This is a genomic window from Streptomyces sp. NPDC014870 (assembly GCF_043081505.1).
Lineage (GTDB): Bacteria > Actinomycetota > Actinomycetes > Streptomycetales > Streptomycetaceae > Streptomyces.
The window spans coordinates 377,390-398,061 of sequence record NZ_JBIBWQ010000010.1; the positions used below are offsets into that span (position 1 = coordinate 377,390).

General features: G+C 72.0%; 16 protein-coding genes. 11 read left to right on the top strand and 5 right to left on the bottom strand.

Translation table 11 applies throughout. The annotated features are described in order from the left end of the window. Positions 1 to 86: 86 nt before the first annotated feature. Both ACF09C_RS28455 and ACF09C_RS28460 read left to right on the top strand, forming a co-directional pair. Positions 87 to 1,079 (top strand): C-terminal binding protein, encoded by a 993-nt coding sequence (locus ACF09C_RS28455; protein WP_392095521.1) that lies wholly within the window; start codon positions 87 to 89, stop codon positions 1,077 to 1,079. Continuing rightward, on the top strand, positions 1,076 to 1,861 hold the full coding sequence (locus ACF09C_RS28460; RefSeq protein ID WP_392095523.1) for a class II aldolase/adducin family protein: 786 nt from the start codon (positions 1,076 to 1,078) through the stop codon (positions 1,859 to 1,861). Before ACF09C_RS28455 ends, ACF09C_RS28460 begins: the two co-directional genes overlap by 4 nt. A 2-nt stretch (positions 1,862 to 1,863) precedes the next feature. Here ACF09C_RS28460 and ACF09C_RS28465 read toward each other — a convergent pair whose 3' ends face one another. Then, on the bottom strand, positions 1,864 to 2,991 hold the full coding sequence (locus ACF09C_RS28465; protein ID WP_392095525.1) for a PP2C family protein-serine/threonine phosphatase: 1,128 nt from the start codon (positions 2,989 to 2,991) through the stop codon (positions 1,864 to 1,866). Positions 2,992 to 3,182: 191 nt separating this feature from the next. Between ACF09C_RS28465 and ACF09C_RS28470 the strand changes: the two genes are divergently transcribed. Then, complete coding sequence (locus ACF09C_RS28470; protein WP_392095527.1) at positions 3,183 to 3,755, top strand: dihydrofolate reductase family protein; 573 nt, start codon at positions 3,183 to 3,185, stop codon at positions 3,753 to 3,755. Positions 3,756 to 3,920: 165 nt separating this feature from the next. After that, positions 3,921 to 5,657 (top strand): SpoIIE family protein phosphatase, encoded by a 1,737-nt coding sequence (locus ACF09C_RS28475; RefSeq protein ID WP_392095528.1) that lies wholly within the window; start codon positions 3,921 to 3,923, stop codon positions 5,655 to 5,657. An 85-nt stretch (positions 5,658 to 5,742) separates the two neighbouring features. Here ACF09C_RS28475 and ACF09C_RS28480 read toward each other — a convergent pair whose 3' ends face one another. Both ACF09C_RS28480 and ACF09C_RS28485 read right to left on the bottom strand, forming a co-directional pair. Beyond that, positions 5,743 to 7,893, bottom strand: a complete 2,151-nt coding sequence (locus ACF09C_RS28480) for an OmpL47-type beta-barrel domain-containing protein (RefSeq protein ID WP_392095578.1) — start codon at positions 7,891 to 7,893, stop codon at positions 5,743 to 5,745. 65 nt (positions 7,894 to 7,958) lie between these two features. Next, positions 7,959 to 10,454: a ThuA domain-containing protein gene (locus ACF09C_RS28485; RefSeq protein WP_392095530.1), complete on the bottom strand. Its 2,496-nt coding sequence runs from the start codon at positions 10,452 to 10,454 to the stop codon at positions 7,959 to 7,961. Positions 10,455 to 10,649: 195 nt separating this feature from the next. Here ACF09C_RS28485 and ACF09C_RS28490 point away from each other — a divergent pair, with 195 nt between their 5' ends. From ACF09C_RS28490 to lysA, 3 genes are all read left to right on the top strand, one after another. Then, positions 10,650 to 11,651: a multicopper oxidase domain-containing protein gene (locus ACF09C_RS28490; RefSeq protein ID WP_392095532.1), complete on the top strand. Its 1,002-nt coding sequence runs from the start codon at positions 10,650 to 10,652 to the stop codon at positions 11,649 to 11,651. Between the two features lie 255 nt (positions 11,652 to 11,906). Continuing rightward, entirely contained in the window at positions 11,907 to 12,311 is a 405-nt protein-coding gene (locus ACF09C_RS28495) for an SAV_915 family protein (protein WP_392095534.1), read from the top strand. Positions 12,312 to 12,356: 45 nt separating this feature from the next. Then, positions 12,357 to 13,688: a diaminopimelate decarboxylase gene (gene lysA / locus ACF09C_RS28500; protein ID WP_392095580.1), complete on the top strand. Its 1,332-nt coding sequence runs from the start codon at positions 12,357 to 12,359 to the stop codon at positions 13,686 to 13,688. A gap of 362 nt (positions 13,689 to 14,050) precedes the next feature. Here lysA and ACF09C_RS28505 read toward each other — a convergent pair whose 3' ends face one another. Further along, entirely contained in the window at positions 14,051 to 14,650 is a 600-nt protein-coding gene (locus tag ACF09C_RS28505; protein WP_392095536.1) for a TetR/AcrR family transcriptional regulator, read from the bottom strand. Between the two features lie 90 nt (positions 14,651 to 14,740). On the opposite strand from ACF09C_RS28505, the gene ACF09C_RS28510 reads away from it, so the two are divergent. The 4 genes from ACF09C_RS28510 to ACF09C_RS28525 all read left to right on the top strand — a co-directional run bounded on the left by ACF09C_RS28510 (position 14,741) and on the right by ACF09C_RS28525 (position 19,193). After that, the gene (locus ACF09C_RS28510) at positions 14,741 to 15,187 is read left to right on the top strand and encodes a nuclear transport factor 2 family protein (protein ID WP_392095538.1); all 447 of its coding nucleotides are present in this window, start codon (positions 14,741 to 14,743) and stop codon (positions 15,185 to 15,187) included. Then, on the top strand, positions 15,184 to 16,026 hold the full coding sequence (locus ACF09C_RS28515; protein ID WP_392095540.1) for an NAD(P)H-binding protein: 843 nt from the start codon (positions 15,184 to 15,186) through the stop codon (positions 16,024 to 16,026). The genes ACF09C_RS28510 and ACF09C_RS28515 overlap by 4 nt, the downstream gene beginning before the upstream one ends. A gap of 160 nt (positions 16,027 to 16,186) precedes the next feature. Next, complete coding sequence (locus ACF09C_RS28520; RefSeq protein ID WP_392095541.1) at positions 16,187 to 17,812, top strand: sulfatase-like hydrolase/transferase; 1,626 nt, start codon at positions 16,187 to 16,189, stop codon at positions 17,810 to 17,812. Positions 17,813 to 17,849: 37 nt separating this feature from the next. After that, complete coding sequence (locus ACF09C_RS28525) at positions 17,850 to 19,193, top strand: cation:proton antiporter (RefSeq protein ID WP_392095542.1); 1,344 nt, start codon at positions 17,850 to 17,852, stop codon at positions 19,191 to 19,193. A 21-nt stretch (positions 19,194 to 19,214) separates the two neighbouring features. Here ACF09C_RS28525 and ACF09C_RS28530 read toward each other — a convergent pair whose 3' ends face one another. Then, positions 19,215 to 20,468, bottom strand: coding sequence for a DUF2254 family protein (locus tag ACF09C_RS28530; protein WP_392095544.1), 1,254 nt, complete (start codon positions 20,466 to 20,468; stop codon positions 19,215 to 19,217). Positions 20,469 to 20,672 lie beyond the last annotated feature (204 nt).

A 20,672-nucleotide genomic window follows, 5' to 3' on the forward strand; every position in this document is an offset into this window, starting at 1 on the left:
TGCTCTGGACATCTGAAACTGCTGAAACGTAATTTGTTGGCGATTCAGGCGAACGAATCGTCCACCCGAGCGAAGAGGGGAGTCCCGTGAGCCGTCCCGTTGCCGTGTTCACCGACACCGAGGACCTGGACCCGGTGCCGGGCATACGACTGCTCGCGGACGCGGGCTTCGAGGTCCGCGTCGCCGGAAGCCGGGATCCCGACGTCCTCGCCGAGACCGCCCGCGACGCCGACGCCCTGATCGTCGGCTACGCGCGGATCGACGCCGCGCTGCTCGACCGGCTGCCCCGGGTACGGATCCTCGCCACGATGTCCGCCGGATACGACATGGTCGACACGGAGGAGGCCCGCCGCAGGGGCCTGTGGGTGACGAACCTGCCCGACGTGGCGACCGAGGACGTGGCCGTGCACGCGCTCGCCTCCACGCTGTCCCTGCTGCGGCGGCTGCCACAGGCCGACGCCGTTGTCCGCGCGGGCGGCTGGAACGCGGACTTCACCGGACAGTCCCCTCTGCCGCGCCGCGCGAGCGAACTGACGCTGGGGCTGGTCGGCCTCGGCCGGATCGCGCGGTCGCTGGCGACGCTCGCGGCCCCCGTCTTCGGCCGGCTCGCGGCGTACGACCCGCACGCCGACCCCGCCCACTGGCCGGACGGCGTCGAACGGTACGAGGACCTCGGGGCACTCGCCGCCGCCTCCGACGTCCTCTCCCTCCATGTGCCGCTGACCCCGGGCACGAACCGCCTGGTCGACGCTGCGCTCCTGGAACGGATGCGCCCCGGCGGCTTCCTCGTGAACGTCGCGCGCGGCGAACTCGTCGACCCCGGCGCACTGGTGGCGGCCCTCGACTCCCACCGGCTGGCCGGCGCGGCCCTCGACGTCTTCCCGGTCGAGCCGCCCCCTGCCGACGACCCGCTGCGCCGCCACCCCCGGATCCAGCTCTCCCCGCACAGCGCCTACCTGTCCGACACCTCACGCCGCGGCTATGTGTGCCGCCCCGCCGAGAACGTCGTCGCCTGGCACCGCACCGGGCGCCCCCTCACGCCCGTCGTCGACCCCACCACCGCAGGAGCCCCCGCATGACCGTCGCCGAACCCCTTCCCCCGCTCACGGCCGCCGCCGCGGACGAGGAGACGAGGCTGCGCCGCGAACTCGCCGCCGTGTACCGGCTCGTCGCCCACTTCCGGATGACCGACCTGATCTTCACCCATATCTCGCTGCGGCTGCCCGGCCCGGACCACCACTTCCTGATCAACCCCTACGGGCTCCTCTTCGAGGAGATCACCGCCTCGAACCTGGTCAAGATCGACCTGGACGGCAACCCGGTCGAGCCGACCCCGTACCCCGTCAACCCGGCCGGGTTCGTGATCCACAGCGCCATCCACGCGGCCCGCCCCGACGCCCACTGCGTGCTCCACACCCACACCAAGGCGGGCTGTGCCGTCGCCGCGCAGGAGAGCGGACTGCTTCCGCTGAACCAGATGTCGATGGAGTTCTACGACCGCGTCGGCTACCACGACTACGAGGGCGTCGCCCTCAACCTCGACGAACAGCGCCGGCTGGTCGCCGACATCGGCGGCCACCCGGCCCTGATCCTGCGCAACCACGGCCTCCTGACGGTCGGTGAGAGCGCGGCCCAGGCCTTCCTGCGCATGTACTACCTGGAGCGCGCCTGCGAGATCCAGGTCACGGCGCAGGCGGGCGGCGCGGCCCTCACCGTCCCGTCGGCCGAGATCTGCGAGTACACCGCCCGCCAGCTGGCCGGCGAGGCCTCGGCGGACTTCCAGGACGACGAGGCGTACGACCTCGCCTGGGCGGCGATGCTGCGCCTGCTCGACCGGACCTGCCCCGACTACAAGGACTGACCTCACGCGGGTCGCTGCACGGCCGGCAGCGCCATGTCGTCCGACGCGCCGCCGTCCGCGTGGCGCCGCACGTCGGACACGAGCGCGGCCAGCAGCCGGTCGGGCGAGGAGAAGCTGCGGCCGCGCAGCCGCTCGGCAGGCTCGTACATGGCTCCGGCGGCGTCACGGGCCTCGGAGAGCCCGTCCGTGTAGAGCAGCAGCGTGGCCTCGGGCGGGAACCGCCAGACGTCGGCGGCGGCCGGGCCGGAGTCGGCGCCCCCGAGCCCCAGCGGCAGGGCGAACTCCCGGGGCGTGAGGCCGGTGACGCCGCCGCCGGTCAGCAGCAGCGGCTCCGGGTGCCCATGGTTGACGACGCGGACGACCTCGTGACCGGGCGGTATCTCCACGAGCACGCAGGTGGCGAACCCCTCCAGGTCGTCGATGCCGCTGCGGCGGGCGCCCTCCCGGGTCAGCGCGCGCTCCAGGCTCTCCATCACGGCGCACAGCTCCGGCTCCCGGTCCACCGCCTCCCAGAAGGCGCCCAGGAGCACGGACACGGTCTCGATCGCCCCGAGCCCCTTGCCCCTGACATCGCCGATGAGCAGCCGGACCCCGTGCGGGCAGGCGCTCGCGGCGTAGAGATCCCCGCCGATCAGGGTGTCCTCCTGGGCGGCCTCGTAACGCACCCCGAGCCGCAGCCCGTCGACACGGCTCGGCGGAGTCGGCAGGACGGCCCGCTGGGCCGCTTCCGCCACACCCCTGGCCGTCGCGAGCCGCTCGCGGCTGCGCCGGACGACATGGTGGAGGAGAACGGCGATCGCCGTCACGAAGACGATCGTGGCGGACTCCGTGAGCAGCCCGAGATCCGCACCGCTGCCGCCCATCGTCGGCATCGACGTGTGCAGGAGCAGGATCGCGATCAGCCCGGCGCCACCGAAGAGCGCGGTCGTCCACGCGGTGAAGAGCGGCGCCGCGAGCAGAGGGGCGGAGACGAAGAGCGGGGTGCCGGTCAGCTCCTTCGGCGTGGCGAGCTGAAAGGCGACCCCGAGGCCCACCAGGAGGAACGGCAGGACGCACAGGAGCCGCCACGCCGTGCCGTCGGGTGCGTCGCCCCAGGGGCGGTGGGAGACGCCTCGGAGTCTCGGGTCCACAGGCCCTCCTGGCCCTCCTGCGGGGAGGATTCCCGTACCAGTATGCGGGCGGCCCGGTGGCGCTGCGAGACGGAGCGCTGCCGGACGGAGCGCTGCGACGCCATGCCGCGACGTCCCCGCGTCGCCCGGGGTGAGGTGTGATGCTGATGCCCATCGACCGGCTCCACGACCAAGACCGTCAGGGAAACCACATGCGCACGCTGATCAGCACGGCCTTCATCTCGCTCGACGGTGTCGTCGAGGCGCCGGGCGGCGAGCCCGGCTACCGCAACTCCGGCTGGACCTTCAAGCACGCCGAGTTCCTCCCGGAGGCGTACGAGATCAAGGGGCGCGAGCAGCGGGAAGCCGCCGCGATGCTGCTGGGCCGGGTCAGCTATGAGGCGTTCAGCCCCGTCTGGCCGGCCATGGAGGAGTTCGCCGAGTACAAGGTGATGCCGAAGTACGTCGTCTCCACCACCCTCACCGACGACCGGCTGGTCTCCGACTGGGGCGACACCACGATCCTGCGCTCGCTCGACGAGGTCGCCGCGCTCAAGGAGACCGAGGGCGGCCCGATCATCGTCCACGGCAGCGCGACCCTCAACCAGGCCCTCTCGGACGCCGGCCTGATCGACCGCTACCACCTGCTCGTCTTCCCGCTCCTGCTCGGCGCCGGGAAGCGGCTCTTCAGCACCACCGACAAGGACGTCCAGAAGCTGAAGCTCGTCGAGTACGAGGCCTACCCCAACGGGCTGCAGAAGCAGGTCTTCGACGTCGTCCGCTGACGTCGTCGACGAACGCTGCCCGTCGAGATCGTCCCAATCGGCGGGGAAGAGGTGCATGCTGGGCACCAACAGCGGTCGAATTCCTGTCTGGAGGCCGAAAGAGTGAGTGGCGGCAACGGGAGACGGCGCCTGACGCGCCGCGCTTCGGCCGGGAACGGTACGGCGTTGTTCCGTTCGGCCGGGGCCCTCAAGCGGCTCGCGTCGAGCGCGGGCGAGGTCCCCCTGGACCGGATCAGCACACGGGGGCGGCTCGCCTGGCTGAACTCCGCGGGCTCCAGGATCGGCACCACCCTGGACCTGGAACGCACCGCCCAGGAGCTGGCGGAGTTCACCGTGCCCGGCTTCGCCGACGGGGCCGCCGTCGACATCCTGGAGAGCGTCCTGCGGGGCGACGAGGGCTCACGATGGACGGGCACGGGCGTGCCCCTCATGCGGGCCATCGCCCTGTGCGCCGTCGACGAGCTGTCCACCCTGGAGGCCACGCCCGTGGGCGAGACCTCCGTCCGGTCCGAAGAGGCCCACGAGACCCTGCTCCACCGCTACTGCCTGCGGCAGGGCAGGCCCGTGCTCGTGAGCCGGATGGGGGACGCCGACTTCCTCCGGGTCGCGCCGACCGAGAGCGCCGCCGAGACGATGCGCTCCACCGGAGTGCACAGCTACCTGGCCGTCCCGCTGATCGCCCGCGGCCTGCTGCTCGGCAGCGCGGACTTCGTGCGCGGCCGTGGCACCCCGCCGTTCTCCTCCACCGACCTCGCGCTCGCGGAGCACCTGGCCTCCCAGGCCGCCGTCTACATCGACAACGCCCGGCTGTACGGGCGCGAGCGCGAGCGCGTCGTCTCGCTCCAGCGCAGCCTGCTGCCGCGCGCGACCCCGGTGACCCCGGGCCTGCGCGTCCACGCCGAGTACGCGCCCTCGACCGCGCACCACGGCGTCGGCGGCGACTGGTACGACGTCATGGCCCTGCCCGGCGGGCGTACGGCCCTGATGGTGGGCGACGTCATGGGCCACGGGCTGCCCGCCGCCGCCACGATGGGCCGGCTGCGGGCGGTCGCCCGGACCCTGATGACCCTGGACATGGCGCCCGAGCGCGTGCTCGCGCGGCTCGACCTCGCCACCCGTGACCTGGAGGACGAGCAGGTCGCCACGTTCCTCTGCGCGGTCTTCGACCCCGCCGACGCCACGTACACCCTGGCCAGCGCCGGGCACCTGCCCCCGCTGTTCCTCGACGGACACGGGGGCGCCGAGTTCGTCGACGTACCGGTCGGCGCCCCGCTCGGCGCCGGGGTGATCCCGTACGACCCGATCCGGCTGAAGGTGCCGGACGGCGGCCGACTCGTGCTCTACAGCGACGGTCTCGTCAAGTCCCGGCGGGCGGACCTGGACCACCAGCTGGAGCGGCTGCGGGCCGCGGCGGCCGGTCTGACACCCGAGGCACTCGAACGCGGTGGCCTCCTCGAGCGCGCCCCGGCCGACGCACCCCGCTTCGACGAGGCAGTCCTCCTGGGCGCGACGACCGCCCTGGGCACCCCGGACGAGCTGCGCGAGTGGGAGCTGCCGAGGGAGGGGCGCGCCGCGTCCGTCGCCCGGCGCCTGGTCACCGACCAGCTGTCCGAGTGGGAGCTGACGGAGCTCGCCGATGTCTGCGAACTCGTCGTGTCGGAGCTCGTGGGCAACGCCCTGCGGTACGGCAACGGCCCGGGCAGGCTGCGGCTGTTGCGGGGCGAACGCCTCCTCGTGGAGGTCTCGGACACCGGCCCCGACCTGCCCCAGATCCAGCACGCGGACCTCAGCGACGAGGGCGGAAGGGGCCTCCAGCTCATCAACATGCTCTGCCGCCGCTGGGGCACCTGCCGTACCGAGACGGGCAAGGTGGTCTGGGCGGAGCAGAACCTGCCGTCCTGAACGCGGGCACGGCGAAGCCCCTCCCGGTCCGGGGGAGGGGCTCCGCGGTTCGCCCGGGCTCAGGGCCTGTCCGGCGGATCAGGTCCTAGAGCTGCTTCACCCGGATGTTGCGGTACGAGATGACGTCCGTCGTGCCGTGGACCTGGAGGCCGATGTAGCCGGAGGCGTACCGCCGTCCGTCCGTGCCCGGGTCGTCGCCCCGCGGCGGCTGGAAGAGCTGCCCACCCATGTTGTCGAACTCGTTGATCAGTTTGCCGTTGCGGAAGACCGAGTAGTGCTGGCCCTCCACCCGGATCTCGTAGTCGTTCCAGGTGCCCTTGGGCGTCACGCCCGCGCCGGCCAGGCCCACGCGGTCGAAGCCGTAGATCGAACCCGACTTGTACATGTCCCCGTCGGGCCGGTCGAGCACCTGGATCTCATGGCCGTACTTGATGGCGACCCACTCCGGGCGCGACTCCTCGGGGTTGTCGTGGACGTACGGGAAACGCACGAAGACACCACCGTTGGCGTTCGCGGCGCCCGGGGCGTCGTCGCGCCACTGGAGCTTGAGCGAGAAGTCGCCGTACTGCCGCTGCGGGAACCACAGCATGCCCATGCCCGGCACCGTGGTGCTGCTCGTCATGGCGCCGTCCGCGGACAGGTCGAACTTTCCGCCGCCCACGTGCTGCCACTTCGAGAAGGACGCGGGCGTGCCGTCGAACAGATCGCGGTACCCCTCGGTCTGGCCCGGCCTGCCGATGCCCGACTGCTTGGCGGCACGGTAGATCTTCCTGTGCTCGCGGGTGTCGATGACACCGTCGGCGAGCAGCCGGTCGACCACCGTGTCGACGTGCTTGAGGAACAGCGCGTGCGAGGACCAGTCCTTCTCGTCCTCGATGAGTTCGTTGATGGTGCAGCGGCGGTTCGTCATCCGGTTGGGGACACCGGTGTCGACCGTCCCGACGATGACCGTCGACCGCTCGTCGAACTCGGGGCACTGGGGCGCGGGCACCCCGCCGCCCTCGGCGACGGTGAACGCGACGCTGCCGGCCGTGGAGGTGTTCCCTGCCTTGTCCGTCGCCCGGTGCAGCACCGTGTGACGGCCGACGCGGTCGACGAACACCGGGGCCGTGTAGGCGAGATAGGGGCCGCCGTCGAGCGAGTACTCGATCCGCTCGACGCCCGAGCCCGCGTCGGTCGCCGACAGCGTCACGATGGCGCTCGTGAGGTACGCGCCGTCGGAGTCGCGCTGCCCCGAGACCGTGGCGGAGACCTCGGGGGCGGTCGTGTCGGGATCGGGCGTGGGGACCACCGCGAAGTTCACCGTCTTCGCCGTGGCGGCGTTGCCCGCCTTGTCGGTCGCCTTGTAGCGGACGGTGTGCGTGCCCGTCTCGTGCACCATCACGGGCGCGGTGTACGGCTGCCAGGCGCCGTCGCCGATCGCGTACTCGATGGTGTTGACGCCCGAGCCGGTGTCGGACGCGGTCACCGTCACCGTGGCCATGTCGAGGTAGCGGCCCTGGTCGTCCTGTTCGCCGGTCACGGTCGCCGAGGTCTCCGGCGCCGTGGTGTCGTCGGTGGGCGGGGCGACGACCGTGAACGCGGCGGTCCTCTCGGCGGCCGTGTTGCCCGCCTTGTCGCTCGCCCGGTACCGGATCGTGTGCGCCCCGACCCGGTCGACGACGACCGGGACGGTGTACGGCTGCCACGGGCCGTCCGCGCCGACCGCGAACTCGACCTTGTCGACGCCCGAACCGGCGTCCGTCGCGCCGAGGGTGACCGTCGCCTGCCCGACGTACGCTCCGTCTCCGTTGCGGTCGCCCTCGACCTTCGCCGTGGTCTCCGGCGCGGTGGTGTCCTCGCCGCCGCCCTCGGTGACCGTGAGGATGCCTTGCATCTGACCGTGGCCCGGGATCGTGCACTTGAAGAGGTACCGGCCCGGGGTCAGCGTCACCTCGGCCGTGTGCCGGCCGCCGTTCGCGTCGCTCGGGTTGGCCAGGATGTTCAGCGGGACGTCGTTGTTGTACTCGGGGTCGGAGACGTCGAACGTCAGGGTGTGCGGCATGCCGGTGGTGTTGCCACTGGCCGTGCTGTTCTCGAAGACGATGGTCGTCGCGCCCGCCACCGCCGTGGTCGGGAACTCCAGGTAGCGGTCGATCGGATCGCCCGCCTTCCAGGTCAGCACCTGCGCCGCGGCCGACCTGCGGCCGTCGTCGCTCCGGCCGTAGGCGGACGCCGACGTCAGCCCCACGACCATCGCCAGGGCCGCGAGGAGCGCCGCCCAGAGGCTCGGGCCCCGGTGTCTCGAACTCGGTCTCCTGGTCACTGCGCCGCCGCCTTCCGTGCCAGCTGGTCCGCGGCCGGGGTGGGCCCGCCGCCCTTGTAGGTCACGCGCCAGAGCGCGGAGTCGGGGTGCGAGGTGAAGAAGCCCCGCCCGTAGTCGAGGACGTACAGCGAGCCGTCCGGGGCGAACTTCCAGTCCATCAGGTTGCGGATGCCGCCCTGCCCCACGGGCACGATCTTCTTCAACGACTCGGCGTGCACCGGCAGTCCGCCCTTGCCGACCGTCCTCGGATCGGTCAGCACGGCGTGCCGCGGCTGGTCCCCGTCGTAGAAGTCACCGACGAACCACTTGCCGTCCCAGTACGACGGCCACTTCACCGTCGAGTCGCTCGCGGCGTCGTAGCGGTAGAGCGGACCGTTCATGGTGGCCTGCCCACCGCCCTTGAGCCACGGCAGCAGCAGCTTCTGCTCCTCCTGCTTGTAGCTCGGGACGCCGTTCGCGTCCCGCGGGTAGTCCACTCCGCCGCCCTGCGGCGAGTACCAGATGGTGTTGGACGTGACCGGCGGCAGGTTCACCAGGCCGTCGTTGTTCGGAGACTCGTTCTTCGGGGCGTTGCAGTCGTACCAGCCCAGCGGCTTGCTCGGATCGGTCAGACCGCGGTCCCGGTAGGGCTGCTTGTTGCCCATGCAGTACGGCCAGCCGTGGTTGCCCGCCTTGGTGATCGCGGCGAACGTGTCGTACTTCGCAGGGCCCCAGGTCGTCGACGGCGCGCCCGCGTCGGGGCCGACCCAGCCCGCGTAGAGGATGTCGGTCGTCCTGTCGACGGAGATCCGTGCCGGGTTGCGCACGCCCATCACGTAGATCTCGCCGCGGGTCTTCCCGCCGCCCTCCTCGGTCTCCTCACCGGTGAAGAGGTTGCCCGCGGGGAGGGTGTAGGTGCCGTCGTCCTCGGGGTGGATCCGCAGGATCTTGCCGTTGAGGTTGTTGGTGTTCCCCGCGGTGCGGCGCGCGTCCGCGAAGGAGACGCCCTGGAAGTTCGGCGCCGGGTTGTTGCCCGAGTAACCGCCGCTGGATCCGGACGAGTTGGTGTCCCCGGTGGCGATGTAGAGGTTCCCCTTGGAGTCCCAGGCCATCCCGCCGCCCGCGTGGCAGCAGCTGTGGATCTGCACGGGCCAGCTCAGCAGCACCTTCTCGCTCGCCAGGTCGAGCCTGTTGGTCGCGAGGTCGAGGGTGAAGCGGGAGACCCTGCGCTCGCCCATGTGCGCGGCGCGGTCGATCCGGGAGTGCGGGGTGTAGTGCAGATAGACCCAGCCGTTGGTCATGAAGTCGGGGTCGAGCTCGATGCCGAGCAGGCCCTCCTCGTTCTTGATCAGCTCGTCCCCGCCGCCCTTGTTGCCGAAGACGGTGAGCGCGCCGGCCTTGGTGACCAGCTTCGTCTTCGGGTCGTAGACGTGGATCTCGCCGTTGCCCTTGCCGATGTCCGGGTTGTTCCAGTCGGTGACCACCGGCACGCTCGAGTCGGCGCCGCCGCGGCCGATGTACAGGATCCGCCCGTCGGGGGCGGCGACCAGGCCGTGCGGCTCGCCGATCTGGTCGTTCTGGCCGGGCTTGTTCGGCTGGGTGACCCGCTCGGCGGTGTAGTTGGCGTCGATCGTCGCCTTGCAGTCCGCCTGGGAGATACGGGCCGTCCAGGCGATCGCGCCGCGCAGATGGTCGCGGAAGTCCGTCTCCGCGTAGCTGTCGACGGTGCCGCCCATCGCGGTGTAGAAGGAGCGGCCGCCGTCGTAGTCACGGCACCAGGACACCGGGTGGTCCCAGCCGTTCGGCTTGGCCGCCGGCTGGTACGAGCCCTCCCGGACCCGCGCCACGGTGTGCACGGTGCCGGACGGGTTGCGGTCCCAGTTGAACCACTTGTCGGGCCGCTTCCACTCCAGCGGAAGGGACTTGGTGGCCGGATGCTGCCGGTCGCCGACTTCCACCACCGCGCGCTGCGTGCCGCTCGGCGCGCCGGTCGGCCGTGCGCCGACGAGTCCGGTGAACCAGGACGAGTACGGCTCGGTGCGCGCGGCCTCGTGGACGCCGACGAACCCGCCGCCGGCCTCCATGTAGGCCTCAAGCCCCGCCTCCTGCTCCGGGTCGAGCACATCGCCGCCGCCGGTCAGGAACACCACCGCGTTGAAGCGGCCGAGGCGCCTGGCGTCGGTGAAGACGGCCGGGTCGTCGGTGGCCTCGGTACGGAAGCGCCCGGCCGTCGGGCCCGTGAGACCGATGGACTCGACGGCGGCGATCCCCGCGTCGACCGTCGGGGACTCGGCGGTCGCCGAGGCGTGGAAGACGAGGACCCGTACGTTCGCGCCGCCCGGTGGAGACGGGAGAGACAACGTTGTCGGCGCCATGGCCGACGGTGGATCCGGATACGGTCTGGCCGAGGCGGGGTCCGTGCCGAGCAGGGAGGCGGTCAGCACGCCTGCCCCAAGTGCCGCCACGGCGAGGCCTGTTCTTGATCTCGCGCGGTGATGTGGTGTGCGCATCATGGGTCACCCATCCCTCTGAGGTCACGACAACAGCCGTTGAAGCTAGACCTCTTTGCGCGGTTCGCCAAGGGCTATGACCGCAACCGGACCGACTTTGTCCTGGATGTGGATAAACGACGGCCGCCCCGCTACCGTGTGGGCCGTCCCCAGGGGCTCCGCACCCGTCAATCTCCCCCGAAGCCCGGAGAGTTCGACATGGACAGACGCAGCTTCAACCGCCGCCTGCTCGCGGGCGGGGCCGTCGCCGCGACCGGCGTGACATCGTTGTCTCTCGCTTCCGCCTCCAACGCCGCACCGGCCGCACCACCCAGAACTGCCCCGGCGGGCGGCCAGATACGCCATCTCAAGCTGTACGCCGAGAAGTTGGCCGACGGCCGCATGGCGTACGGCCTGGAGAAGGGCAAGGCAACGGTGCCGGGACCGCTGATCGAGATCATCGAGGGTGACACCCTGCACATCGAGTTCGAGAACCTGATGGACGTCGCCGTGAGCCTCCACCCGCACGGCGTGGACTACGACATCGACAACGACGGCACGCGGATGAGCGGAAGTCACGTCGAGCCGGGCGCCACCCGCACGTACACCTGGCGCACCCACACGCCCGGCCGCCGCCCCGACGGGACCTGGCGCCCCGGCAGCGCCGGGTACTGGCACTACCACGACCACGTCGTGGGCACGGACCACGGCACCGGAGGCATCCGCAAGGGTCTCTACGGCGGCCTGGTGGTGCGCCGCAAGGGCGATGTCCTGCCGGACAAGCAGTTCACGATCGTCTTCAACGACATGACGATCAACAACCGGCCCGCGGCCGACCCACCGAACTTCCTCGCCACGGTGGGGGACCGGGTGGAGATCATCATGATCACGCACGGCGAGTACTACCACACCTTCCACATGCACGGTCACCGCTGGGCCGACAACCGCACGGGCCTCCTGGCCGGCCCGGAGGACGTGAGCCGGGTGATCGACAACAAGATCACCGGCCCGGCGGACTCCTTCGGCTTCCAGGTCATCGCGGGGGAGCACGTGGGGGCGGGCGCCTGGATGTACCACTGCCACGTCCAGAGCCACTCCGACATGGGCATGGCCGGCCTCTTCCTGGTCGCCAAGCCGGACGGAACCGTCCCCGGCCACGGAGACCACGGGTCCCACGGCGCGGCGGCCGCGAAGACCACGGGCGGTGCGCACCAGCACTGAGGCGGAGGCGGGCTCCCGGCACGCGCCACGGCCGGGCGCCCGCCGGGGCCCGGCCCCGACCGGGCCCGCCGGGGCCCGGCGTCGAGCCGAACCGGGCCCCGTCAGGAGCGCGTTACGGCTCCGGCGAATCCCGTCAAGCGCCCGTCAGCGGGGTGGTCGGCGCCCGGACCGGCGGGCATAGCTTCGTCTCGGAGCACGCACGGCCGGCCGGCCGTGCGGCACACGTCTTCGACACCGTCTTCGAGGGGCAGCGTCATGTCTGAGATCGAATTCTCCGAGGATCCCGAGCCTTCCGATCGCGTCCCGGCCGGACCTCTTCTCGTCCCCGTCCGGTCGGGACCCGCGGGCCTGTGCGCCCGCCTCTTCCGTACCCCGCTGGGTGACCGCACGGCCGTCGCCTTCACGTCCGAGGCCAGGCTCACCGCCACGCTCGGCCCGGACCACGCACGCGTCAGGCTCTCCGAGCCCGCACTGCGCTCCCTCGTGGCGCCCCTCGGTGTCACCGCCCTCACCGTCGATCCGCAGCTCTGCGCCCCCAGGGTGGCCAAGCCCCACGACGACGAGAACTCCTTGCGGAGGTGGGATCCGGGGCATGTCGGCGTCCTCCGGGTGACGGGCGCCGCCGCCCTCGTCTCCTGCGTCCACCTTCTGATCGGCTGAGGGGGCGTCGTGTCCGTTTCCACCACGTCGTCCTCGACGTCACCCCTGGTGCCGGCGCCCGCCCCGCGCGAGACCGAGACCGACGGGCTGTCGGTCTGGCCGCGCTCGACGCGCCCCGAGCACGGCGGCGACGTCAGCGTCGCCGGTGTGTCGCTGGCCGAGACCGCCGCGCGGTTCGGCACCCCCGTCTACGTCCTGGACGAGGACGAGGTCAGGGAGCGCTGCCGTACGTATCGCACGGCGTTCCCCGAGGCCGATGTCGTCTACGCCGCGAAGGCGTTCCTGTGCCGGGCCATGGCCCACTGGGTCCAGGAGGAGGGCCTGGGCCTCGACGTGTGCTCGGCGGGGGAGCTGACGCTCGCCGTCACCACCGGATTCCCGCCCGAGAAGATCGTGCTGCACGGCAACGCCAAGAGCCCCGAGGACCTCGACACCGCCGTACGCCTCGGTGTCGGCCGGATCGTCGTCGACAGCACCTCGGAGATCGCCCGCCTCGCCGCGATCGTGCCGAGGGGCTCCCGCCAGCGGGTCATGCTGCGTGTCGTGCCCGGGGTCGCGGCGGGCGGTCACGCCAAGGTCCGGACCGGGACGGAGGACCAGAAGTTCGGTCTGTCCATCACGGACGGCTCCGCGCAGCACGCGGTCGCCCGGACGCTCGACCAGCCACGGCTCGAACTCGTCGGACTGCACTGCCACATCGGCTCGCAGATCACCTCCGCCAAGCCGTACGTCGCCGCGGTGCGGCGCCTGATCGGCCTGATGGCCCGGATCAGGGAGCAGTACGGTCTGGAGTTGCCGCAGCTGAACATCGGGGGCGGGCACGGCATCGCCTACCGGCCCGGCGAGGCCAGCCTCGACGTGCGGGTGCTCGCGGGCCGCGTCCTGGCCGAACTGCACGAGGGCTGCGGCAGGGCGAAGCTCGCCGTGCCACGTCTGACGATCGAGCCCGGCCGGGCGGTCGTGGGTCCGGCCGGGGTCTGCGTCTACCGGGTCCTCTCGGTCAAGCGCACCGGGTCGCACACCTTCGTCGCCGTCGACGGCGGCATGAGCGACAACCCCAGGCCTGCGCTCTACGGGGTCCGCTACACACCCCGCCTGATCGGCCGTCAGCCCACGTCCGCGCCCCGGCTCGTCACCGTCGTCGGCCGCCACTGCGAGGCCGGTGACGTGCTGGCGGAGGAGGTCCCGCTGCCCGAGGACGTCCACCCCGGCGACCTGCTCGCCGTGCCGGTGGCCGGCGCGTACCACCTGTCCATGGCCTCCGGGTACAACCTGGTGGGCCGCCCGCCCGTCGTCGCCGTGAAGGACGGCACGGCCCGCACCCTCGTCCGTCGCGAGTCCCTCGACGACATGAACCGCCGTGACATCGGCCTGTAGGGGGCAGGGCACGGACCCCCGAGGTACGGGAATGGCGCCGCCGCGGGCGAGGGCCGTCAACAACGCGTGAATCCGGACCCTGGCACCGTCAGGACCCCGTCAGGGAGGACCGTTGTCGACCGAAATCGATCGCAGGATGATCGACGTGGGGGACGGGCGACCGTCCGTGGCGTGGGCCGGAGGGTGATCGACCATCACCGCCGGAGAACGCCCGGTCCGGAAGCGGGGGCCCGGACGGGCGTGAGGAACCTGCCACCGGGACGGTCGACCCCGGAGAGGACCGCCCGGCCGAGCGAGGGGCAAGGCCGGGCGGTCCCCGTTCACGAGAAACCGCGCCCCCGACGCTCCGGATCTCCGCTCGGCTACCCGTCCGTGCCCACGACTCTGCTCGCGTAGGCCGCCAGTTGGGCCCGGAGGAGCTCCCGCGGGATTTCCTCCTGGGTGGCCAGGCGCTCGACGAGGTCGGCGCGGGTGGCGGCCAGGAGGGCGTGGGCGGTGAAGGCGGGGTGGGGGAGGCCGGGGATCTGTTCCAGGACGGACCGGAGCCGGTCGTGCCAGTCGTCGTAGTGCGCGGCCTGGTACGGGCCGGTCGTGCTCCCGCTCTCCTCCAGGGCCAGGGCGAGCGGGCGGTTGTCGAGCTTGAAGCAGACGAGGGCGTCGAGCAGGGCCGGGACGCGGTCCTGCGGCGGGGTGGCGGGGCCCAGGGGCGGAGGGCCCGTCTCGACGGCCTCGCGGAGCGGCTCGAGGCGGGCCTCGTACAGCGCGCGGAGCAGGCCCGCGCGGTCGCCGAAGGCGCGGAAGAGCGTGCCCTTGCCGACGCCGGCCGCAGCGGCGATGTCGGCCATGGTCAGTTCCTCGGGGCTCCGGGAGCGGGCGTAGAGGGCGTCGGCGGCCTCCAGGACGGCCTGTCGGTTGCGCGCCGCGTCCTTGCGGGTCCTCCGCTCGGGCTGAGGCAGGGTCACGAACTCCTCCGATTGAAAAGCGGACCCGGGGTCCGTATCGTTCGTACAAGCGGACCGCCGGTCCGTATTCTCTGTGAACGGAGCATACCCATGTCCGTAACCCCGTCACCCCCGTCGACCCCGCCCGCGGAGCTCTACCGCCACAGCCTGCGGCTCCTGCTCGACAAGGACATCCCCGGCTGGGTCGGCCTCTGGGCCGAGGACGGCGTGATGGAGTTCCCCTTCGCGCCCCCGGGCATGCCGTCACGACTCGACGGACGCGAGGCGATCGCCGCCTACATGCGCCCCTACCCGGCCACCGTCGACCTCCACGACTTTCCCGAGGCCGACCTGCGGATCCACGAGACCACCGACCCGCGCACGCTCGTCGTCGAGATGCGCGGCGTCGGCCGGCTCGTCGACGGCGACCGGCCCTTCGACATGACGTACATCGCCGTCGTCACCGTCGAGGACGGCCGCTTCACCTCCTACCGCGACTACTGGAACCCCCTCGCCGTCCTCGACGCCGGCGTCGACCTCGCCGGGAGCAGCCGATGACCACCGCCGGAACCACCCTCGTCATCGGCGCCACCGGGACCACGGGCAGCCGCACCTGCGTGCGGCTGACCGCCGCGGGCCACGCCGTCAGGGCGGCGAGCCGCCGGGGCACGCCCGTCGCCGGAGCCGAGCCGGTCCGCTTCGACTGGTACGACCCCGCGAGCCACACCGCCGCCCTCGACACCATCGAGCGCGTCTACGTGATCCCGCCCGTGGGCGACCCCGATCCGGCAGGCGTCGTCCTGCCCTTCCTGCGCAGGGCCCGCGCCGCCGGCGTTCGGCGCGCGGTGCTGCTGAGTTCCTCCGCCGTCCCCGAGGGCGGGCCGGCCGTGGGCCAGGTGCACCAGGCGCTGCCGAGCGTCTTCGACGAATGGGCGGTACTGCGGCCGTCCTGGTTCATGCAGAACTTCACCGGCGACCATGTGCACGCACAGGGAATCCGTGCCGAAGGCGTCATCAGCACCGCCACCGGGACCGGCCGGGTCGGCTTCGTCGACGCCGAGGACATCGCGGCCGTCGCCGTCCGCGCCCTGACCGACGCACACGCCCCCGACACCGACCTCGTCCTCACCGGACCCGAGGCCCTCGGCTACGACGACATCGCCACGATCGTCGCGGAGGTCACCGGACGGCCCGTGACCCACCGCAGGCTGTCGCACCGGGAACTGCGCGAACGGCTCACCGCCCTGATGCCCGAAGAGTTCGCCACGATGCTCGCCGACATGGACCGGGCCATAGCCCAAGGAGCCGAGGACCGGGTCACCGACACCGTCCTGCGCCTCACCGGCCGCCCCGCACGCGGTTTCCGCCACGTCGCGGAGCGGGAGTTGCGCGGCTAGGGACACCCCCCTCGGCGTCACCCGTACGGGGCCACACGGGCGCCTCCGCGCGAGCGGCGGACGGTGGCCCGCCGTAGATTCGGGCGAGGGCAACGATCGAGCCTCCGCACCCGTCCGTCCACGGCGCACCGGTGCGGAACACGCCGGAGGGCAGGTGGTCATGGAACGTCGCCCCAACATCCTGTTGATCGTCACCGACGAGGAGCGGGCCGTCGTCCCCCGCCCCGACGGCTTCTCCCTCCCGGCCCGGGAGCGGCTGGCCGCGCGGGGCACGACGTTCGACCGCTTCTACTCGGCCTCGGCGATGTGCAGCTCGGCCCGTTCCGTGCTCTACACCGGCCGGCACCTGCCGATCACCGAGATCTACGACAACGACAACATGCCGTACATCCGGCCGCTCGATCCGGCCCTCGGCACCCTCGGCACGATGCTGCGGTCGGCCGGCTACTACTGCACCTACCAGGGCAAGTGGCACCTCTCGAACGCGTACATCACCCCGGACCGCCCCGGGCCGACCACGGACGCCCTGGAGCCGTACGGGTTCAGCGAGTTCAACGACTGGGGCGACATCGACGGCGGAGCCTGGGCCGGTCTGAAGATCGACCCGGTCATCGCGGGACAGGCCGTGAAGTGGCTGCGCAACCGGGCACCGGTGGTGGCGGAGGACACGCCGTGGTTCATGGCCGTCAACTTCGTCAACCCGCACGACATCATGAGCTTCGACTACGGCGGCTCCCCCCAGGTCCGGCTGCCGTTCGGACTCGCCCACGCGGTGGTCGCGAAGGCCGCGGCCGACATCCCCGTCTACCGCAAGCGCTGGGACTTCCCGCTGCCGGCCAGCCTGCGCGACGACCTGTCCGGCGCGGCCCCCGCGGTGGCCGAGTTCGCGCGGATGATCGACACCGTCTTCGGACCCGTCGCCGACGACGCCCACTGGTACGACGGCCTGAACTTCTACCTCAACGCACTGCGCGACGTCGACCGCAGCGTCGACCTCGTGCTCGACGCGCTCGAAGCCACCGGGCAGGCCGACGACACCGTCGTCGTCTTCACGGCCGACCACGGCGAGATGGCCGGCTCCCACGGCCTGCGGCAGAAGGGGAACCTGGTCTACGACGAGAACTTCCACGTTCCCTTCCTCCTCTCCCACCCCGACGTCCCCGGCGGCGGCAGGACCGAGGCGCTCGCGTCCTCGGTGGACCTCGTCCCGACCCTGCTCGCCTGTGCGGGCGTGGACCGGGAGCAGATCGCCGACCGCTATCCCGGACTCAAGGGCCACTCCCTGCTTCCGGTCCTCGAAGGGACCCGCGTACGCGAAGGCGTGCTGACCGCGGTCGAGTCGATCACGACCCTGGACGCCGACTTCTGGTTCGAGTTCGCCGACCCCGAGGCCGGCGAACGGATCCAGTCCGGGGCGCTGCGTCCCGACTGGACCAAGCGGGGATTCCTCCGCGGCCACACCGACGAGCGCTACACCTTCGGCCGGTACTTCTCCCCGCTGCGCCCCAACCGCCCGACGGACCTCGACGCCCTGTTCGCCGACAACGACGTCGTCCTCTACGACCGGCAGGAGGACCCGGCCGAGCTCCGCAACCTCGCCTCCGACCCGGCCCACCGCGACCTCGTGCTGCGCTGCTCCCGGCTCCTGGAGGCGCTCATCTCCGCGGAGATCGGCACGGACACCCGCGCCTGGGTGACCGAACGCCCCCGGCTGCTCGGCTGGCCCACCTGGCACGGCGACACCGACCAGCCCGCCGCCGCCGGGGCGGCATCGTCCGGAACGTGAACGACGGGCGCCCGGGCGCCCTGACGGAAGGGGAGCGATGAGCGGCGGCGCGTGGACGGTCGCGGCGGTGGCGGGTGTCACCGCCGCGTACGCCCTCGGATCGCGACGCCTGGCGCCGACGCCGATCTCGTCGGCGATCGTGTTCACGGGCTGCGGCATCCTCCTCGGGCCCGCCGTCCTCGACCTGGTGAGCCTCGGACCGGATGCCGAGCCGATCATGGTGCTCCTTGAAGCCGCCCTGACCCTCGTGCTGTTCACCGACGCCATGACCGTCCGCCGACGCGACCTCACCTCCGGGGGCTTCCTGCCGCGTCGGCTGCTCGGGATCGGACTCCTGCTGAGCATCGTCGCGGGCTGGCTGCTGGCCTGGCCCCTGCTGCCGGGGCTCACGATGTGGGAACTCGCCCTCCTGGGCGTGATCCTCGCCCCCACGGACGCCGCACTGGGCAAGAGCGCCATGTCCGACCCGCGCGTACCGGGGCTCGTCCGGCAGGGACTCAACGTGGAGAGCGGCCTCAACGACGGCATGGTGCTCCCGTTCTTCGTCGTCGTCCTGGCCGCGATCCCCGGCACGTCCTACGCCGCCGAGGGCGCCGCGGGCACCTTCTGGCGAGCCCTGGTGCTCAGCACGGTGCTGGGGCTGCTGGTCGGAGGGATCGGCGGCCGCCTGCTGGGAGCGGCCCGCGCACGCGGCTGGGTCACGAAGGAGTGGGGACAGGTCTACGTCCTCGCCGTGGCCGTCGCCTCCTACGAACTGGCCGTGGTGGTCGACGGCAGCGGCTTCATCGCCGCCTGGGTCGCCGGCTTCGCCTTCGGACACGCTCTCCGGCACGCCCCGGCCGTCCCGTCCCTCCCGGACGGTGAACGGAGAGGCGAACGGGCGGGCCGGGACGAGACGCCCGAGTTCGCGGAGAACCTCGGCGGACTGCTGGCCTCGATCAGCCTCCTGCTCTTCGGGGCCGTGCTGCTCGGGCCGACCCTGGAGCACCTGACCTGGCGGATCGTCGTCTACGCCCTGCTCAGCCTGACCGTGGTCCGCATGGTGCCCGTCGCCCTGTCCCTCCTCGGCAGCGGGCTGCGGGCTCCGACGGTCGCGTACATCGGATGGTTCGGGCCACGAGGACTCGCCTCGGTCGTGCTGGGGCTGCTCATGGTGGAGGAGCACGTCCCCGGAACGGAACTGATGGGCCGGGTCGTCGCCGTCACGGTCGCGCTCAGCGTGCTGCTGCACGGCGTCTCCGCCCCGGCGTTCGCCGAGCGGTACGGCCGCTGGTACCGGCGTGCCGCCGAGACCGCCCCCGAGGGGCTGCGCGAGAGCAAGACCGTCCCGGAGATGACGGGGCGCCGACGCCTCGGCCGACTGGACAAGCCGGCCGACTAGGACGGGGCGGGCGGCGGCGCGTCAGCGGTCGGTGGCCTCGCGCAGGAACGCCGGATGCCTGACGGAGAGTTCCGCGTCCACCCAGGCCAGCCGCTCATCGAGGTCCGGACGGCGTTCCTCCCGCGCCACCTCCCGAACCCGGAGGAGCAGGTGCCGGGCGCGGGACAGCACCATCGGCGCGTCCGAGGCCGCACGGCACAGGTCGTCGAACCCGATCCGCAGGAAGTCCTCCCAGGCGGGCAGGCGCATCACCACCCGCACCGCGCCCGTCGCGCCGGGGATCGACCTGTCTCCCAGCTCGGCCCGCGCGAGCGGCCGGAGCAGGTCCTCGACGGCGTCGAGGACCTGGACGGCGGTCGCGGGATCGTTGATCGCGGGGGAGAGGGCACGGAGCCCGATGTCGGCAAGGAGCCGGAAGGCGAGGCCCGGATCCTGGTGGAAGGTGCGCTCGATCTCCCCGACGACCGCCCGCAGCACCTCATCGTCGGGCACCGCGCCACCGCAGACCTGGGCCACCGCGTCACCCGGGTAGAGCGTGGTCCCCACCGGAACCTTCACGACCACCACCGCGTCCGCCCGCTCCGCCACCCGTACCAACCGCACCCAGTCCACCTGGGCCACGAGAGCGGTGTCGCCGGCCCAGACGACGGTGGACGTCACGTCCGGCAGAGGAGGTGCCGGGCCGGAGCCGGGGACGACGTCGTGTCCGTCACCGCCGTCCGGCAGCGGGTACATGGCCCGCAGGACCTCCCGCCCCCGATCGCGCAGCTCGGCGAGGACGTGCGCGAGCTGAATGGACTTCAGGGCCCGCAACTGCAGCCGCCGCACCTGGACGAGGGCTGTCGCGGCGAGGACCAGGGCCGTCGCGGGGACGGCGACGGACGCGGTGCGGTGGGTGCCGATCGCCAGCGTGGCCGTCACCGAGAACACCAGCACACCCACCACGAGGGCGAACAGCCGCCAGACCATCGGATCGGTCCGGAACAGCTGGAGCCGGTGACTGAAGTTCCCCGCCGCCCACTGCACGACGAGGAACAGCACCGAGAAGATCAGCGTCGCGACGCTCAGCACGCCCAGGCCGACGACCTTCAGCACGTCGACGACCCGCTCCGCCGCCACCTGGTAGCCGCCGTCGATCTCCGGCAGCAGCAGTCCCAGGACGAACCCCAGGGCCGCCGCGACGACCTGGGTGACCCCCGCGCGGAGCGCGCGCCGTGGCCGCACCACACGATCGGCCGACCGGTCCGGACCGAACAGCATCGGCGGGGCGTCCACAGCGGGTCTCCGATCAGGCGCACGGTCGCGGCGAGAAAACGCTCCGGCGCCGGCCGGGCCGACGCAAGGCGACATGCCGCCGTTCGGCCGACCGGGCCCGCCATGGGTGAGGGGCGGTACGGAGTTTTCTCCGTACCGCCCCTTCCTGCGTGGTGCGGGGGTTTACAGCACCTTGGAGAGGAATGCCTTGGTGCGGTCGTGTTG

Coding starts and splice junctions, on each gene's coding strand:
- ACF09C_RS28460 (WP_392095523.1), top strand. CDS start 1,076: ATGACCGTCGCCGAACCCCTTCCCCCGCTCACGGCCGCCGCCGCGGAC.
- ACF09C_RS28470 (WP_392095527.1), top strand. CDS start 3,183: ATGCGCACGCTGATCAGCACGGCCTTCATCTCGCTCGACGGTGTCGTC.
- ACF09C_RS28480 (WP_392095578.1), bottom strand. CDS start 7,893: ATGGTCGTGGGGCTGACGTCGGCGTCCGCCTACGGCCGGAGCGACGAC.
- ACF09C_RS28485 (WP_392095530.1), bottom strand. CDS start 10,454: ATGATGCGCACACCACATCACCGCGCGAGATCAAGAACAGGCCTCGCC.
- ACF09C_RS28490 (WP_392095532.1), top strand. CDS start 10,650: ATGGACAGACGCAGCTTCAACCGCCGCCTGCTCGCGGGCGGGGCCGTC.
- ACF09C_RS28495 (WP_392095534.1), top strand. CDS start 11,907: ATGTCTGAGATCGAATTCTCCGAGGATCCCGAGCCTTCCGATCGCGTC.
- ACF09C_RS28510 (WP_392095538.1), top strand. CDS start 14,741: ATGTCCGTAACCCCGTCACCCCCGTCGACCCCGCCCGCGGAGCTCTAC.
- ACF09C_RS28515 (WP_392095540.1), top strand. CDS start 15,184: ATGACCACCGCCGGAACCACCCTCGTCATCGGCGCCACCGGGACCACG.
- ACF09C_RS28520 (WP_392095541.1), top strand. CDS start 16,187: ATGGAACGTCGCCCCAACATCCTGTTGATCGTCACCGACGAGGAGCGG.
- ACF09C_RS28525 (WP_392095542.1), top strand. CDS start 17,850: ATGAGCGGCGGCGCGTGGACGGTCGCGGCGGTGGCGGGTGTCACCGCC.